Origin of the sequence: Enterobacter sp. E20 (assembly GCF_000801755.2) — a bacterium.
In the GTDB taxonomy this organism is placed as follows: Bacteria; Pseudomonadota; Gammaproteobacteria; order Enterobacterales; family Enterobacteriaceae; genus Enterobacter; species Enterobacter asburiae_B.
On record NZ_CP012999.1, the window covers coordinates 2,981,458 to 2,996,843 of the forward strand.

General features: G+C 53.3%; 13 protein-coding genes and 3 tRNA genes. 7 read left to right on the forward strand and 9 right to left on the reverse strand.

The features are described from left to right. The first annotated feature begins 170 nt into the window (after positions 1–170). On the forward strand, positions 171–1,382 hold the full coding sequence (gene tyrP, locus NI40_RS13925) for a tyrosine transporter TyrP (RefSeq protein WP_039263770.1): 1,212 nt from the start codon (positions 171–173) through the stop codon (positions 1,380–1,382). Positions 1,383–1,502: 120 nt separating this feature from the next. Here tyrP and NI40_RS13930 read toward each other — a convergent pair whose 3' ends face one another. From NI40_RS13930 to NI40_RS13940, 3 genes are all read right to left on the reverse strand, one after another. Then, positions 1,503–2,639 carry a hypothetical protein gene (locus NI40_RS13930; protein ID WP_052206778.1) on the reverse strand — a complete coding sequence of 379 codons (1,137 nt, stop codon included), beginning with the start codon at positions 2,637–2,639 and terminating at the stop codon, positions 1,503–1,505. A gap of 50 nt (positions 2,640–2,689) precedes the next feature. Beyond that, positions 2,690–3,967 carry a type VI secretion system Vgr family protein gene (locus tag NI40_RS13935; RefSeq protein WP_080338168.1) on the reverse strand — a complete coding sequence of 426 codons (1,278 nt, stop codon included), beginning with the start codon at positions 3,965–3,967 and terminating at the stop codon, positions 2,690–2,692. A 408-nt stretch (positions 3,968–4,375) separates the two neighbouring features. Beyond that, positions 4,376–5,044, reverse strand: coding sequence for a YecA/YgfB family protein (locus NI40_RS13940; protein WP_029741940.1), 669 nt, complete (start codon positions 5,042–5,044; stop codon positions 4,376–4,378). A gap of 423 nt (positions 5,045–5,467) precedes the next feature. On the opposite strand from NI40_RS13940, the gene NI40_RS13945 reads away from it, so the two are divergent. From NI40_RS13945 to NI40_RS13970, 6 genes are all read left to right on the forward strand, one after another. Then, positions 5,468–6,589 carry a branched-chain amino acid ABC transporter substrate-binding protein gene (locus NI40_RS13945; RefSeq protein WP_033145885.1) on the forward strand — a complete coding sequence of 374 codons (1,122 nt, stop codon included), beginning with the start codon at positions 5,468–5,470 and terminating at the stop codon, positions 6,587–6,589. A 99-nt stretch (positions 6,590–6,688) separates the two neighbouring features. Beyond that, on the forward strand, positions 6,689–7,603 hold the full coding sequence (locus NI40_RS13950) for an ABC transporter permease subunit (protein ID WP_039263771.1): 915 nt from the start codon (positions 6,689–6,691) through the stop codon (positions 7,601–7,603). An 11-nt stretch (positions 7,604–7,614) separates the two neighbouring features. Then, complete coding sequence (livM, locus tag NI40_RS13955; RefSeq protein ID WP_039263772.1) at positions 7,615–8,889, forward strand: high-affinity branched-chain amino acid ABC transporter permease LivM; 1,275 nt, start codon at positions 7,615–7,617, stop codon at positions 8,887–8,889. Next, complete coding sequence (locus NI40_RS13960; protein ID WP_039263773.1) at positions 8,886–9,761, forward strand: ATP-binding cassette domain-containing protein; 876 nt, start codon at positions 8,886–8,888, stop codon at positions 9,759–9,761. The genes livM and NI40_RS13960 overlap by 4 nt, the downstream gene beginning before the upstream one ends. Beyond that, positions 9,758–10,474, forward strand: a complete 717-nt coding sequence (locus NI40_RS13965; RefSeq protein WP_033145889.1) for an ABC transporter ATP-binding protein — start codon at positions 9,758–9,760, stop codon at positions 10,472–10,474. Before NI40_RS13960 ends, NI40_RS13965 begins: the two co-directional genes overlap by 4 nt. A gap of 207 nt (positions 10,475–10,681) precedes the next feature. Continuing rightward, positions 10,682–11,143, forward strand: a complete 462-nt coding sequence (locus NI40_RS13970; RefSeq protein WP_045143126.1) for an OB-fold protein — start codon at positions 10,682–10,684, stop codon at positions 11,141–11,143. A gap of 409 nt (positions 11,144–11,552) precedes the next feature. On the opposite strand, the gene NI40_RS13975 is transcribed toward NI40_RS13970, so the two are convergent. The 6 genes from NI40_RS13975 to uvrY all read right to left on the reverse strand — a co-directional run bounded on the left by NI40_RS13975 (position 11,553) and on the right by uvrY (position 15,089). After that, positions 11,553–11,639, reverse strand: a tRNA-Leu gene (locus NI40_RS13975). An 11-nt stretch (positions 11,640–11,650) separates the two neighbouring features. Next, a tRNA-Cys gene (locus NI40_RS13980) sits at positions 11,651–11,724 on the reverse strand. A 46-nt stretch (positions 11,725–11,770) separates the two neighbouring features. After that, positions 11,771–11,846 (reverse strand) — tRNA-Gly (locus NI40_RS13985). Between the two features lie 152 nt (positions 11,847–11,998). Further along, a complete protein-coding gene (gene pgsA, locus NI40_RS13990; RefSeq protein WP_028019572.1) occupies positions 11,999–12,547 on the reverse strand; it encodes a CDP-diacylglycerol--glycerol-3-phosphate 3-phosphatidyltransferase in 549 nt (182 codons plus the stop codon). A gap of 56 nt (positions 12,548–12,603) precedes the next feature. Continuing rightward, complete coding sequence (gene uvrC, locus NI40_RS13995) at positions 12,604–14,436, reverse strand: excinuclease ABC subunit UvrC (protein ID WP_039263775.1); 1,833 nt, start codon at positions 14,434–14,436, stop codon at positions 12,604–12,606. Next, a complete protein-coding gene (gene uvrY / locus NI40_RS14000) occupies positions 14,433–15,089 on the reverse strand; it encodes a UvrY/SirA/GacA family response regulator transcription factor (protein WP_039263776.1) in 657 nt (218 codons plus the stop codon). The genes uvrC and uvrY overlap by 4 nt, the downstream gene beginning before the upstream one ends. Positions 15,090–15,386 lie beyond the last annotated feature (297 nt).

Consider the following 15,386-nt stretch of genomic DNA (forward strand, 5'->3'; position numbering starts at 1 on the left):
CTGGCAACATTGCCCTTATGAAGTAGGCCTGCGCCTAAAAAGGGTCAGAGCTCCAGTAGTTCGTAAATAATTCATTACACTACTTGTAACGGTGATTTGACGAGTTACGGCTTTTCCCTTACTCTGCGCCGCAGATTTTGTCGCGGTTAAGCATCGTTGTAGAGGAAAGCGTGAGAAACAGAACCCTGGGAAGTATTTTTATCGTCGCCGGAACGACGATTGGCGCAGGAATGCTGGCAATGCCCCTGGCAGCCGCGGGCGTGGGATTTGGCATGACCCTGCTGCTGCTGGGCACGCTCTGGGCGCTGATGTGTTACACCGCACTGCTGCTGCTTGAGGTTTACCAGCACGTGCCAGCCGACACCGGTCTGGGTTCGCTTGCGGCGCGCTATCTGGGACGCTACGGCCAGTGGATAACCGGCTTTAGCATGATGTTCCTGATGTACGCCCTGACCGCCGCCTATATCAGCGGCGCCGGGGAACTCATCGCCTCCAGCGTCAACGACTGGTTTGGCTCTGACATTACCCCGGCGACGGGGGCTATCTTCTTTGCGCTCATCGGCGGCGGCGTGGTCTGCGTGGGGACATCGCTGGTCGATCTGTTCAACCGTTTTCTGTTCAGCGCCAAAATTCTCTTCCTGATTATCATGCTAGTGCTGCTGGCGCCGCACGTGCACAAGGTCAACCTGCTGACGCTGCCGCTGGAAAAAGGGCTGGCGCTCTCCGCGATCCCGGTCATTTTCACCTCGTTTGGCTTCCACGGCAGCGTGCCGAGCATCGTCAGCTATATGAACGGCGATATCCGCAAGCTGCGTCGCGTCTTTGTAATCGGCAGCGCGATCCCGCTGATCGCCTATATTTTCTGGCAGCTGGTGACGCTGGGCAGCATTGACTCTTCGACCTTTATTGGGCTGATGGCGCAACACGCTGGCCTGAACGGTTTTCTGCTGGCACTGCGCGAGGTTGTTACCTCCCCGCACGTGGAGCTGGCGGTACACCTGTTTGCCGACCTGGCGCTGGCAACCTCGTTCCTGGGCGTGGCGCTCGGCCTGTTTGATTATCTGGCCGACCTGTTCCAGCGTCGCAATACCGCGGCCGGACGGTTGCAGACGGGGGCCATCACCTTCCTGCCGCCATTGGCGTTCGCGCTGTTTTACCCACGCGGGTTTGTGATGGCGCTGGGCTACGCAGGGGTGGCGCTCTCTATCCTGGCCCTGCTGCTCCCTTCCCTGCTGGCGTGGAAGAGCCGCCAGCAGCATCCTCAGCAGGGATATCGCGTGGCGGGAGGAAAACCGCTGCTGTGCGTTGTGTTTGGCTGTGGGGTGGTAATTATTCTGGTGCAGGTATTGATTGCAGCCGGGATGCTGCCGGAAGTGGGATAAAAAAGGGTTTAAGGGGAAACTACCCGCTTTCATAGGGATCGATTCCCCTTTTAAAAATCCCTTATATCCTGATCATAACCATCCATTATGCTGTCGTTAAAATCATTGGTTCATTCATCATCACATCCCCATGTGCTCATAAGCTTTGTCACCATAATACCAGGTAAACAATGCCCCCATCCCAATGAATAAACCTATTACCAGAACAGCAATTATAGTTATAAACCAGCCGGATAACGTTTTGCCGTCGTCACCAGCGCTGGCAATGCTTAACATCAATCCAAAAAAGAACATCAGACCGCCGATCCCGCCAACTTCCCACGGCAACGTATATCTTTTTTCTTCGGGATAATCTGGTTGGCAGGTTAACCGGGAGGATAGCGCGGCCATGGCAAAATGGTTCTGTTCGGACACGGCCACAAGCTGATCGCCCTGCCCGTACATAACCGCATCAGCGGCCAGCGTCAGCATCAGCCACTGATAACCGGCAGAGCCCTCACCGAGCGATGCTTCAAGCTCCAGCCTGTCAGGCACCACTTTGTACTCATCCAGCACTTCCAGCAGCGGATACTTCTCTGTGCGGGATAACCCGGTATACCAGAGTTGCTTAGGCTTGCTGACGGTTTCTGTCCTCAGGTAAACGGGCACTTTGCTTTCTACGTCTGTGACACCCGTCATCGGCTGATAAAAATAAACCGGTTTTTCTCCTTCTGTTTTGACGTAGTCGTTCGTGAAGAGAAGTGCCGTAACATTTTCCATCTGTTTAGACGCTTCTTCGTCAGAATGCAGATCGACACAGATAAGCAGCCGTTCTACGACGTAGCTTTTCGCCAGCTTTATCCATTCCGTGACTTGCGTATAGTCCGGGCATTCAGGTAAAAAAGTGATTTTCTTTGTCGCGATCGCAGAACGTTTAAGCACGCGCCGGAGTTCATCGCTACAGGATTCATCCCCGCCTCGAACCCACACCAGCACTTCAATCTGCTGGTACCGAGAAAGTTTCCCAGCCATGGGCTCCAGAACGCGGGATATTGCCTGCCCGGCTCTCGTGAAATCGAAGGATGCTTCCAGTTCGATTTTCAACGGCATTTTAGCGGCCAGCGGAAACTCTCCCTCCAGTTTCAGCATTCTCAATGCCAGTTCCTTTGTTGCCTTTGGTGGAGTGAGTACCGACCAGCCTGCAAGGGTAATGTTCCCCCTGGCGAAGCTGACAAGCTTGTATTCCTGCCGGGCGGCAATCAGCAGCCTCGTTTCCATGTAATGCCTCATGACGTGATACCCGATAGAACACACCTGAACGAACCCCGTCAGAAAAACAACTGGAATAACCACGGACTGGGCAAAAAAATCGAGATCGACATGTTTATTACCCGGCCAGGTGACAGCCCGGACGGCCAGGCAGATATCACCGGACGCGGAAGAGAGTCCGGACGGTAGCTGTAGCCGTTCAGATAAGGGATACCCTTCAGGATGGCGCGGTAGTGCTCTGCGCGACTGCCGGATAGCGTCATGGTGGTCACAAGAAATCCGGGCTTAAACCCGGCAGGAATATCCCCTGTCGGATGAAACATCACGCCCGGCAGCAGTTCCGGATCGCTGGTTGTCACCCCCAGTACGCTCTGTTTGTTCAGCAGGCGTTCATAACGCAGGCGTGCGTAGAACGAGGCTGTTTCTGCCTCCTGGCCGTAAAAGTCACCTGCAGCCAGAAAGTGATCGGCGTAGTGGTACTGTTTTCCGCTGGTTATCCCGTCAGGAATGTCGTTTCCGGTAATGGTTTTATCCGCCTGTGGGGAAAACGGATCGCGGTAGTTATAGGTACGGACCCGTACATTTTCGGGGATGAGCTGGTACTGCTCTTCGAGTTCGGTTACGTACTCTTCATAACTGGTCATTCCAGAATGGCGGACGTATGGCAGCTGCTTATTTCTGAAAACATAGCGGCGACCACTGTCACCGAAAATCACTACCGTTTCACCTTGTACTTTGTCGTGATTTTCAAAGCGGAACCAGATCCCGACTTCGGCCAGCAGGCGGCGGATAAACTGGAGATCGGTTTCCTTCCACTGGATAATCATTTCGCGGCTGGGGTAGTTGTGGCTCAGTTGGTCAAAATCGATGTTGTAACCTTGAAAATGCCCGCTCTCCTTCATCAGCTTCGTGACGAGCTCAGGCACTGTCATGTCCATGTACACGGCCGAACGGTAGTTCTGATCCAGCAGCGCCAGTTCATGCTCCAGCACGCACTCATACAGGGCTTCATCAGCGGACGACTTCAGACGGGAAAATGACGTGATCACGCCATTAATCTGGCGCACCGGCAACCAGGATTCCTGATTGTGCCAGGTCGATTTCGCTTTCGGGTCAGGCGCGCGCAGAATAAATTCAGCCATCTGGTTCAGAACGTCTTTGACTGCAACGTTCGGATTTGGACTGGTGAAGCGAATGGTATAACGGTAGGGCTTACTGAGTTCTTCTTCCCCGCAAAACGAATGAACATCCGGTGAAACGGTTTTACTTCGTGGGAAATACAGTAAATAACGATTCAGGGTATCCTGTTGTTGAACCGTGTCTGATTGTCCTGCCATCGTCAAATATCCTTTTGATCAATCGATAAGATTAATCAAAATATACGCCTGGAGACCACTCATTAAAACATTATTTCGCAAAAAGGGATAAGGGATAAGGGATAAGGGATAAGGGATAAGGGATTTAATTTATTCAACGCACAAATAAACACAAAATAAACATTCATGGATTAAATGGAAAGATAAAATAAATACCAGAAAGAAATATGACAATATCAGAATACAAATAAGCACTTCAAGGCGTATAGATCAATGATATTCGGTGAGCAACGATAACATTGAGCTTATTCACGTCTGATACGCCTGGCCATATAAGGGGCCTCGACGGCCCCTTATCTCGGTCACAGGTTAAAAACGTATTATTTTCTACTGGTCTTAAGGTGAACGAACCAAAGCCACAAAAATGTATCAGTGCAAACAGCAGCTCTTAAACTTCTTCCCGCTGCCGCAAGGACACGGATCGTTACGCCCGACCTTCGTGCCGTTCACCGTCGGCTTCTTCACTTCCGGCTGCTGCGGGTTGTTAACCCAGTATTGATATAAACGCAGTGCCGCAGGCTGGATGCTTTCGATGCTGGCGATATACTCCTCTTCGGACAGTTCATCCAGCTTTTCGCTGTTCTCTTCCGTCCCGTGCAGCGCAATCACGTCAAGATCGGCCTTCAGGGCTTCCGGCAAGGCAGACCAGTCCGTCAGCGCCACGCCGCGCATATAGCCATAGCACCACTCTTCAACCACGGTATAGCTCTCACCGTCGACGTCGTTATAACCGAACATCGGTTCAAACTGATCCGGATACTCGCTCAGGCGCTCGGCAATATCGTTCATATGCTTAAAGCAGAGATCGATAAAACGGTTCATCTCACGATCGTTTTTCCAGCGCGGAATGTACTTCTCGCCACCCCACACCGCCACCAGCCAGGCGTCTGGCTCAACGACAACAGGACCGGAAAGCACTGCGGTAAGCATGCCGTCCAGTTCGGACACGTCAATCACGGACGCGTCATCATGACCGTAAGACATTAACGTCTCTTCAAGCCACGCCATTTCGCTTTCATTCAATGGGCCTTCAGTCATCGCTGACACTCCTGCAAAAGGAAACGATCCTAACACATATCTCACGCCTCTCCGGGCTGAAGTTTAGGTCTTTATTGCTGCAAAAACGTGCAAACCGTGACCTTTGCACAACTTATGGGCTTTATTGTTAACGATATGTGATCTCCGCTGTAATTTCTTCTCCTCCCGCAAGGCGGCATAACGCGGCGCTCTATACTCAAACATGTCGCATGCCCGTCAATGGGTTAACCATTCTGGCAACGTTTTTGCTTAACGTTCTTCGCGCGCCTCTGCGCAGGGAAATCTCGCCGTAATATGCAGGATGCCGTCTGTATCTTGTTCGTTTAGTGCATTTTGTTCTTGCTCGTGTTTCGGATTGGCTGCGCCGTCGGGCGTTCGGGTTTACGCCGTGGTGCAAAAACCTCTTTGCTAAGGAACATAATAATGTCGCTGAAATTAATCAGAACTCCTCTTTCTCTCGTGTTGGCCGGTTGCCTGGTGACGGCGTTTTCCGCCCGGGCAGATATTGTGATTGGCGTGGCCGGGCCGTTCACGGGTCCGAATGCCACCTATGGCGATCAGTACTGGCACGGCGCAACGCAGGCCGCTGAAGACATTAATGCCGCAGGCGGCATTAACGGCGAGAAGATCAAACTGGTTCAGGGGGATGATGCCTGCGAGCCCAAGCAGGCCGTGGCCGTCGCCAACCGTTTAGTTGACCAGGATAAAGTCAACGCCGTGGTCGGCCATTTCTGCTCCTCTTCCACAATGCCCGCCTCCGAGGTGTATAGCGACGCGGGCATTATTGCGATTACCCCCGGCTCAACTAACCCGCTGATCACCGAACGCGGCATGAGCGACATGTTCCGCATGTGCGGACGCGATGACCAGCAGGGTCAGGTTGCCAGCGACTTCATCATCGACAAGCTGAAAGCCAAGCGCGTGGTAATTATTCACGATAAAGACACCTATGGTCAGGGTCTGGCTGACGCCACCAAAGCGGCGCTGGCGAAACGCGGGGTTCAGGATGTGATGTATGAGGGGTTATCCCGCGGTGAAAAAGACTTTAACGCGCTGGTGACCAAGATCGGCGCGCAAAAACCGGACGTCGTATTCTTCGGTGGCTGTCACCCGGAAGCCGGTCCGCTGGTTCGCCAGATGCGCGAACAGGGCGTGCAGGCGAAATTCTTCTCCGGCGACTGTATCGTCAACGAAGAGATGGTGACCGCCGCGGGGGGCCCGCAATATACCAACGGCATTTACATGACCTTTGGTAAAGATCCGCGCCTTATCCCGGACGGTAAAGCGGTTATCGAGAAATTCCGCGCCGGTAAATTCGAGCCGGAAGGTTACACCCTTTACTCCTATGCTTCCGTACAGGCCATTGCCGCAGCCTTCAAGGCCACCGGCGGCAAGGACTCCGCAAAAGCCAGCGAGTGGCTTAAAGCCAATTCCGTCGACACGGTGATGGGCAAAAAAGCCTGGGACAGCAAAGGCGATCTGAAAGTGTCTGACTACGTGGTGTACCAGTGGGACGACAAAGGCAAATATAAGGAAGTGCAGTAACGGGACGGAGTCACGCTCAACGTCGGCGGGGTTGCCCGTCGGCGCGTAATAAACATCAGGCTGCGCGCATCGCGCAGCCTATAAAACGAGCGCGCTAAGATGAGTACATTCTTCCTGCAACAGTTAATCAATGGCTTAACGCTGGGCTCCGTCTACGGTTTAATCGCCATCGGCTACACCATGGTGTACGGCATTATCGGGATGATCAATTTCGCCCACGGCGAAGTGTATATGATTTCCGCCTATCTCTGCGCCATCGGCCTGGCGCTGCTCTCGTTCTTCGGTCTGCAGTCGTTCCCGCTGCTGATCCTCGGGACGCTGGTGTTCACCATCGTGGTAACCGGGGTGTACGGCTGGACCATCGAGCGTATCGCCTACAAGCCGCTGCGCAACTCCACGCGCCTGGCGCCGCTGATCTCCGCCATCGGGATGTCGCTTATCCTGCAAAACTACGCGCAGCTGAGCCAGGGTCCGCGCCAGCAAGGGGTGCCGACCATGCTGGACGGCGTGATTCGCCTGCATCTGGGCGACGGCTTCGTGCAGATAACCTACACCAAAGTGTTTATTCTGATTGCCTCGTTTGCCGGCATGCTGGTGCTCACCTGGATTATCAACCATACCCGGCTGGGCCGGATGTGCCGCGCGGTACAGCAGGATCGTAAGATGGCCTCCATTCTGGGCATTAACACCGACCGGATTATTTCGCTGGTCTTTGTGATCGGCGCGGCGATGGCCGGTCTGGCAGGCGTGCTGATCACCATGAATTACGGCACCTTTGATTTCTACGTCGGGTTCGTGATCGGCATTAAAGCCTTTACTGCGGCGGTACTCGGCGGCATCGGCTCCCTCCCCGGCGCCATGCTCGGTGGCCTTATCCTGGGCGTAGCGGAAGCCCAGTTCTCGGGCATGGTGAACTCGGACTATAAAGATGTCTTTTCGTTCGGCCTGCTGGTCATGATCCTGATTTTCCGCCCCCAGGGCCTTCTTGGGCGCCCGTTTGTGGCCAAAGTGTGAGGGAGAGAATGATGACATCACACGGTTTTTCACTTAAACGCTGCATTCTGGACGCTATTTTTTCCGGACTGATTGCGCTCGTTATTTTCGGCCCCATTGCGGGCGTGGTGCTGGACGGTTACAGCTTTAACTTCGCCGGGCAGCGGCTGGCCTGGATGGTCGGCATCGTCATGCTCGGGCGTTTTCTGCTGAGCACCTTTTTAGGTACCGCCGCGGGCGCCCGTTTCCAGGCACGCTTCGAAGCCGATAGCGCGGGCGTATATGTCCGGCCACCGGAATACAAAAGCCGCATGCGCTGGATTATTCCTCTGGTAATTGCTCTTGCGATTTGCTTTCCGTTTGTCGCCACGAAATATGTGCTGACCGTCGCCATTCTCGGGCTGATCTACGTGCTTCTCGGTCTGGGGCTGAATATCGTCGTGGGTCTGGCCGGCCTGCTGGATCTGGGATATGTCGCGTTCTACGCAATTGGGGCGTACGGTCTGGCGCTGGGATACCAGTATCTCGGCTTAGGTTTCTGGAGCATGCTGCCGCTGGCGGCAATCATGGCCGCCGCCGCAGGCGCCCTGCTCGGTTTCCCGGTACTGCGCATGCACGGTGACTATCTGGCCATCGTCACCCTCGGGTTCGGGGAGATCATTCGCCTGATACTGAACAACTGGCTGACCTTCACCGGCGGACCAAACGGCGTCTCGGCCCCTCCCCCCACCTTTTTCGGTCTGGAATTTGGTCGACGCGCGAAAGAAGGCGGCGTGCCCTTCCACGAGTTTTTCCACCTGACCTACAACCCGAACATGAAGTTTATTTTTATCTACGCGGTGCTGTTCCTGGTGGTGATGCTGGTGCTCTATATCAAGCACCGCCTGACGCGGATGCCGATTGGTCGGGCGTGGGAGGCCCTGCGTGAAGACGAAATTGCCTGCCGCTCAATGGGGTTAAATCATGTTCTGGTTAAGCTGTCGGCCTTTACGCTGGGCGCATCGACCGCGGGCATTGCCGGGGTGTTCTTCGCCACCTATCAGGGGTTCGTGAACCCGACCTCCTTTACCTTCTTTGAATCGGCGCTGATCCTCGCCATCGTGGTGCTGGGCGGGATGGGCTCGACGCTTGGCGTAGTGCTGGCCGCCTTTGTGCTCACCGTAATGCCGGAACTGCTGCGCAGTTTTGCCGAGTACCGCGTCCTGCTGTTTGGCATGCTCATGGTGGTGATGATGATCTGGCGTCCGCGCGGTTTGATCCGCATTAACCGCAGCGGGTTCGCCGTGCGTAAGGGTGTCGCACCATGAACGGAACGATATTACGCGTTGAACATCTGATGATGCACTTCGGCGGGATTAAGGCGCTAAACGACGTCAACCTGGACGTACAGCGTGGCTCAATTACCGCCCTGATTGGGCCAAACGGGGCGGGAAAAACAACCGTGTTTAACTGCCTGACGGGCTTCTACAGGGCCTCCGGCGGAAACATTTTATTTAATACCCGCCATAAAACGACCAACGTTATTCAGGTGCTCGGACAAAAATTCCAGCCGGGTGACTGGATTAACCCCGCGCAGTTCGGGCAGCGTCTGTTCTACAAAATGTTTGGCGGAACGCATCTGGTCAACCGCGCAGGGCTGGCCCGCACGTTTCAAAATATCCGTCTTTTTCGCGAGATGTCTGTCGTGGAAAACCTGCTGGTTGCGCAGCATATGCGCGTTAACCGCAATCTGCTCGCCGGGATCTTAAATACGCCGGCATACCGGCGCGCGGAAAGCGACGCCCTGGACAGGGCCTTCTACTGGCTGGAAGTGGTGGATCTGGTGGAGTGCGCCAATCGTCTGGCGGGAGAGATGTCGTACGGCCAGCAGCGGCGTCTGGAAATTGCGCGAGCAATGTGCACCGGCCCGGAAATGATCTGTCTTGATGAACCCGCCGCCGGGCTTAACCCGGTTGAAACGCATAAGCTCAGCAGCATTATTCGTTTTCTGCGGGATCATCATGACATCACGGTATTGCTGATTGAGCATGATATGGGGATGGTGATGGAGATTTCGGACGACATTATCGTACTCGACCACGGGGATGTTATTGCCAGGGGAAAACCCGAGCAGATCCAGCATGATGAAAAGGTCATTGCCGCCTACCTGGGTACGGATGAAAGCGAGGTCAATCTATGAGCGAACCGCTGCTGGCATTTCGCGAGGTGGATGTGTTTTATGGCGTCATTCAGGCGCTTAAACAGGTTTCCCTCGAAGTCAATAAGGGTGAAACCGTGGCGCTGATTGGCGCAAACGGCGCGGGTAAATCGACATTGCTGATGTCCATCTTCGGTCAGCCCCGTATTCGCAGCGGACAGATCCTTTTCGGCGGCGAAGATATCAGCCATAAATCCACCCACTACGTCGCATCCGGCGGCATTGCGCAGGCGCCCGAAGGCAGACGAATCTTCCCGGATATGACCGTTGAAGAGAACCTGCTGATGGGGACCATCCCCATCGGCAGCCAGTTTGCCGCTGAGGATATGCAAACCATGTTCGACCTGTTCCCGCGCCTCAAGGAGCGACGCAAGCAGCGCGCGATGACCATGTCCGGCGGAGAGCAGCAGATGCTGGCGATCGCCCGGGCGCTGATGAGCCGTCCGAAGCTGCTGCTGCTGGATGAACCGAGCCTCGGGCTGGCGCCGATTGTGGTGAAACAGATCTTCCAGACGCTGCGCGAGCTGGCCCGCAACGGCATGACCATCTTTCTGGTGGAGCAGAATGCGCATCACGCGTTGAAGCTTTCTGACCGCGGGTATGTGATGGTTAACGGGCAGATCCGGCTGAGCGGCAGCGGCGAGGAGCTGCTGGGAAATCAGGAGGTGAGGAAGGCGTATTTGGGCGGGGTTTGACTACACGATGTTCATGCGCCAACAAACCACCTTTAGTCTGAAGCCACCCTTTTGTGATATCACAATAATGCCTTCCTTGAAAAAGGATAAAATAATTTTCTCGCGTAAATCCTTTTTATAGGCAATAAGCATCTTTATGCGATAAAGTAATAAAGTGATATTTTCACATTCTTTACACAGTAAAACTATTAGCTAACAGGTAATTACATGAAGAAATTTATTAAATGGATTTTCTATATCTTTATTGCTTTGATGGTTCTGGGATATATCGTCGGTAAAAACGACAAAACGGAAGCAGGCGCGACTTCGTCTTCTGCATCAGTTACGGATACGCAGAAGTCAGTACCGCAAAAAGAAGTGTTTACGACCTCCGCAAGACAGCTTTTTAAAGCTTATGAAGAGAATGAAGTCGCAACCGATGAAAACATGAAGGGTAAGCTCATCGCAGTCAAGGGTGTTGTTCAGTCCATTGATAAAGATTTTACAGACTCAATTATCATCGGCTTACAAACAGACAACCAGTTCATGCCTGCACGAATGGAGATGGAAAACTCAGAAAAGGCTACCGCTGTAGCATTGAAAAAAGGACAGCAGGTCACTGTGATTTGTAAAAAAATGATCCGCGTAATGGGTGCACCTTCTGGACGAGATTGTTTATTCGCAAAATAACGAATCGGGAGGGTTTCCCCTCCCATTCCATTCCATTCCATTCCATTCCATTCTCAAAATCATGATGTCTCCAGCATCATGATCCTAATCGATACCAGATAGGCTTATATAATCCCCTCACTCCACATACCAATTGCGTTGCATTACCGGGGCAAGATACCAATGTGTAGACGCAATGATGTAATCGGCAAGGTGTACTTGTGAAAAGCTGGAATGATGGAATGATGGAATGATGGAATGATGGAATGATGGAATGATGGAATGATGGAATGATGGAATGATGGAATGATGGAATGATGGAATGATGGAATGATGGAATGATGGAAGAGTGAAATTCAGGAAATAAAAAAACCACCTTTCGGTGGTTTATACGACAATGCTTATCATTGATTTTATTCTACTTTTCCCATGGTAGCCGGAGTGGGACTTGAACCCACACAGCGCGAACGCCGAGGGATTTTAAATCCCTTGTGTCTACCGATTCCACCATCCGGCCAGGGAAGAAAGTGGAGGCGCGTTCCGGAGTCGAACCGGACTAGACGGATTTGCAATCCGCTACATAACCGCTTTGCTAACGCGCCGTAAAACTTTTCAAACTGACACCCGCTACTGCGCATGTCTTTAATCTGGAGCGGGAAACGAGACTCGAACTCGCGACCCCGACCTTGGCAAGGTCGTGCTCTACCAACTGAGCTATTCCCGCATGTCATCAAGTAAACTTCTAACCACTTGATTTCATTATCGTCCGGCTTGCTGTGCCGCCGTTCGATGCGTTGCATTCTACTGATATGACGTTATGAGTCAACGTTATTTTTTGCATCCCCGGATCGTTTGCTGAAAATTACGGCGAAACGATCACTGATCAAGCAAATCCCCGCGAGCAGCGTTCAAATATTGCAGCATGGACCACAGCGTCAGCACTGCCGCTACCCACAGCAGACCAATTCCCGCCCACTCAACCCAGGCGTTCGGACGCCAGAGCATCCAGACCAGCGCCGCCATCTGCGCCGTCGTTTTGACTTTACCAATCCACGAGACCGCCACGCTGCTGCGTTTCCCCAGTTCCGCCATCCACTCGCGCAGCGCAGAGATAATGATCTCGCGGCCGATCATGGTTGCCGCGGGCAGCGTCACCCACCAGGTATGATAGTGCTCGGCTACCAGCACCATGGCGATAGCGACCATCACTTTGTCTGCCACCGGATCGAGGAAGGCACCGAAACGGGTGCTTTGATTCCAGCGGCGCGCCAGATAGCCATCAAACCAGTCGGTGACCGCTGCGATCAGGAAGATCAATGCGCAGGCGAAAGGTGCCCAGACGACCGGCAGGTAAAATGCCAGTACAAAGAACGGGATGAGTACGACACGGAAGAGAGTGAGCAACGTAGGGATATTAAATTGCATAATGACGGTAACTGTTTGTTGTCAGTAAAATTTAGCTCTATGTTGCTACAGAGCCCTCAATGTTTCAACGAGTAGTAGATCTTTTCTGCCAGCCCTTGCGAAATACCCGGCACTTTTGCAATTTCCTCCATGCTGGCGTTGAGTAATCCTTGCAATCCGCCCATATATTTCAGCAGCATCTGGCGACGTTTTGGCCCCACGCCTTCGATCGTTTCCAGGCTACTGGTGTTTTTCACCTTCGCCCGTTTTTTGCGGTGACCGCTGATGGCATGATCGTGTGATTCATCGCGAATATGCTGGATGACGTGCAGCGCCGAGGAGTCCGGCGGCAGGCTGAAGCCCTCGCCTTCCGGCTCGAAGAACAATGTCTCCAGACCGGCCTTACGATCGGCCCCTTTTGCGACGCCCAGCAGCAGCGGATGGTTTTTATCCCAGCTGACATCAAGCGATTCAAATACCGCTTTCGCCTGGCCGAGCTGCCCTTTCCCGCCGTCAATCAGGATCACATCCGGAATTTTGCTCTCTTCTATGGCTTTACCATAGCGACGACGCAGCACCTGATTCATGGCCGCATAGTCATCGCCCGGCGTGATCCCGGTGATGTTATAGCGGCGATACTCGGCGCGCAGTGGGCCATTCGCATCAAACACCACGCACGACGCCACCGTCTGTTCCCCCATCGTGTGACTGATGTCGAAACACTCCATCCGTTTCACTTCCGGAAGCTTCAGCAGCGTCGCCAGGGCCGTTAAGCGCTGGTTCACCGTCGACTGCTGCGAAAGCTTCGTGGTGAGTGCCGTCGCCGCGTTGGTTCGCGCCAGCTTCAGATAACGCGCACGATCGCCGCGCGGTTTGGTTTGTACATTCACCCGACGGCCCGCCAGTTCAGAGAGCGAATCGGCCAGCAGGGTTTTATCGTCAAGATTAAAATCGAGCAGGATCTCAGAAGGCAGCGTGCGCATCTGGCTCCCCTGCAGGTAGAACTGGCCTACAAAGGTTTCCACCACTTCACCCAGTTCAGTACCGCCGGGCACTTTCGGGAAATAGCTGCGGCTGCCGAGCACTTTGCCCTGGCGAATAAACAGCACGTGCACGCAGGCCATCCCGGCGTCAAAGGCTACGCCGATGACGTCGAGATCGTCACCGGTATTCGAGACAAACTGTTTCTCAGTGACTCTGCGCACCGCCTGGATTTGGTCGCGGATCCGCGCGGCCTCTTCGAACTCGAGTGCGGCGCTGGCTTTTTCCATCCGCGCGATCAGCTGCGTTAAGACCTGATCGTCTTTTCCGGCTAAGAATAGGCGCACATAATCCACCTGCTGGGCATACTCTTCTTCACTTACCAGCCCTTCCACGCAAGGCCCCATGCAGCGTCCAATCTGGTACTGCAGGCACGGGCGCGAGCGGTTACGGTAAACGCTGTTTTCACACTGGCGGATCGGGAAGATTTTTTGCAGCAGCGCCAGCGTTTCACGCACGGCATAGCCGTTAGGGAACGGCCCGAAGTATTCGCCCTTGGCGTGTTTTGCACCGCGGTGCATCGCGAGGCGCGGATGGGTATCGCCGCTCAGAAAAATAAACGGGTAGGACTTATCATCACGCAACAGAACGTTATAGCGCGGCTGGTAGAGCTTTATATAGTTGTGCTCAAGCAGCAGCGCTTCTGTCTCGGTGTGCGTGACGGTGACATCAATATTCTGAATGAGTGAGACCAGCGCTTCGGTCTTACGGGAGGCCAGGTTACTGCGAAAATAGCTGGAGAGGCGTTTTTTAAGATCTTTTGCCTTCCCCACGTAGATAACCGTACCGCCAGCGTCATACATGCGATAGACGCCAGGCTGGCTGGTTACGGTTTTCAGAAATGCTTTTGAATCGAACACATCACTCACTGACTTAACAACGTCTCCGCATTACACAAACCGTGCCGGATGGCCAGGTGCGTCAGTTCGACGTCACCATGAATGTTCAGTTTACTGAACATCCGGTAACGATAGCTGTTCACCGTTTTCGGGCTGAGATTCAGCTGCTCCGAGATCTCATTCACCTTCTGACCTTTGGTGATCATCAGCATAATCTGCAATTCACGCTCGGACAAACTGGCAAACGGTGATTCGGTTTTCTCGGGCTCGATCTGACTCAGCGCCATCTGCTGGGCAATGTCGGAAGCTATGTAGCGCTGTCCGGCAAACACGGAACGGATTGCATTGACGACTTCCTGCGGCGCAGCACCTTTACTCAGGTAGCCCGCTGCGCCCGCCTGCATCACTTTCGCGGGCAGTGGGTTTTCGGTATGCACGGTCAGCATGATGACTTTTGTATCAACAAAGGTACGCGCGATTTTGCGTGTTGCTTCAAGGCCACCGATACCGGGCATATTCATATCCATCAGTACCACATCGGCCGAGTTTGTGCGGCACCATTTTACCGCCTCTTCGCCGCAGCACGCCTCACCGGCAACTTTAATACCTTTAATATCTTCAAGAATGCGTCGTATCCCTGCGCGCACCAGTTCGTGGTCATCAACAAGAAGGACGTTGATCAAAGGAAATGTCTCCAGAATAGGGATAACGCTACTGAGTGATAATTTGGTTTATATTAACGGTTTTCCTCGCAAGATTAAAACGTTAAAAAACCGGCTATTCGATTTTGCTCTCGTTTTTGGAAATTAGGCTGTACAGTACGTGGAAAGAGAGACCATGCATTCAGGGCTTTTGCAGCTTTTTTTAAGCATCTGTATTCAAAAAGTTACGAAAAACTTGCAGGCTTTTCCTGCAAAAAAACAGATCTCAAATTTTTGTAACAATAATTAACGGCAAGCGAACCGGGCATAAACAATTAA

What these genes read in the sequence shown, in the direction of transcription:
- NI40_RS13970 (WP_045143126.1), top strand. Translation starts at nt 10,682, where the DNA reads ATGAAGAAATTTATTAAATGGATTTTCTATATCTTTATTGCTTTGATG.
- NI40_RS13950 (WP_039263771.1), top strand. Translation starts at nt 6,689, where the DNA reads ATGAGTACATTCTTCCTGCAACAGTTAATCAATGGCTTAACGCTGGGC.
- pgsA (WP_028019572.1), bottom strand. Translation starts at nt 12,547, where the DNA reads ATGCAATTTAATATCCCTACGTTGCTCACTCTCTTCCGTGTCGTACTC.
- NI40_RS13945 (WP_033145885.1), top strand. Translation starts at nt 5,468, where the DNA reads ATGTCGCTGAAATTAATCAGAACTCCTCTTTCTCTCGTGTTGGCCGGT.
- NI40_RS13965 (WP_033145889.1), top strand. Translation starts at nt 9,758, where the DNA reads ATGAGCGAACCGCTGCTGGCATTTCGCGAGGTGGATGTGTTTTATGGC.
- NI40_RS13935 (WP_080338168.1), bottom strand. Translation starts at nt 3,967, where the DNA reads ATGGCAGGACAATCAGACACGGTTCAACAACAGGATACCCTGAATCGT.
- NI40_RS13930 (WP_052206778.1), bottom strand. Translation starts at nt 2,639, where the DNA reads ATGGAAACGAGGCTGCTGATTGCCGCCCGGCAGGAATACAAGCTTGTC.
- NI40_RS13960 (WP_039263773.1), top strand. Translation starts at nt 8,886, where the DNA reads ATGAACGGAACGATATTACGCGTTGAACATCTGATGATGCACTTCGGC.
- NI40_RS13940 (WP_029741940.1), bottom strand. Translation starts at nt 5,044, where the DNA reads ATGACTGAAGGCCCATTGAATGAAAGCGAAATGGCGTGGCTTGAAGAG.
- livM (WP_039263772.1), top strand. Translation starts at nt 7,615, where the DNA reads ATGACATCACACGGTTTTTCACTTAAACGCTGCATTCTGGACGCTATT.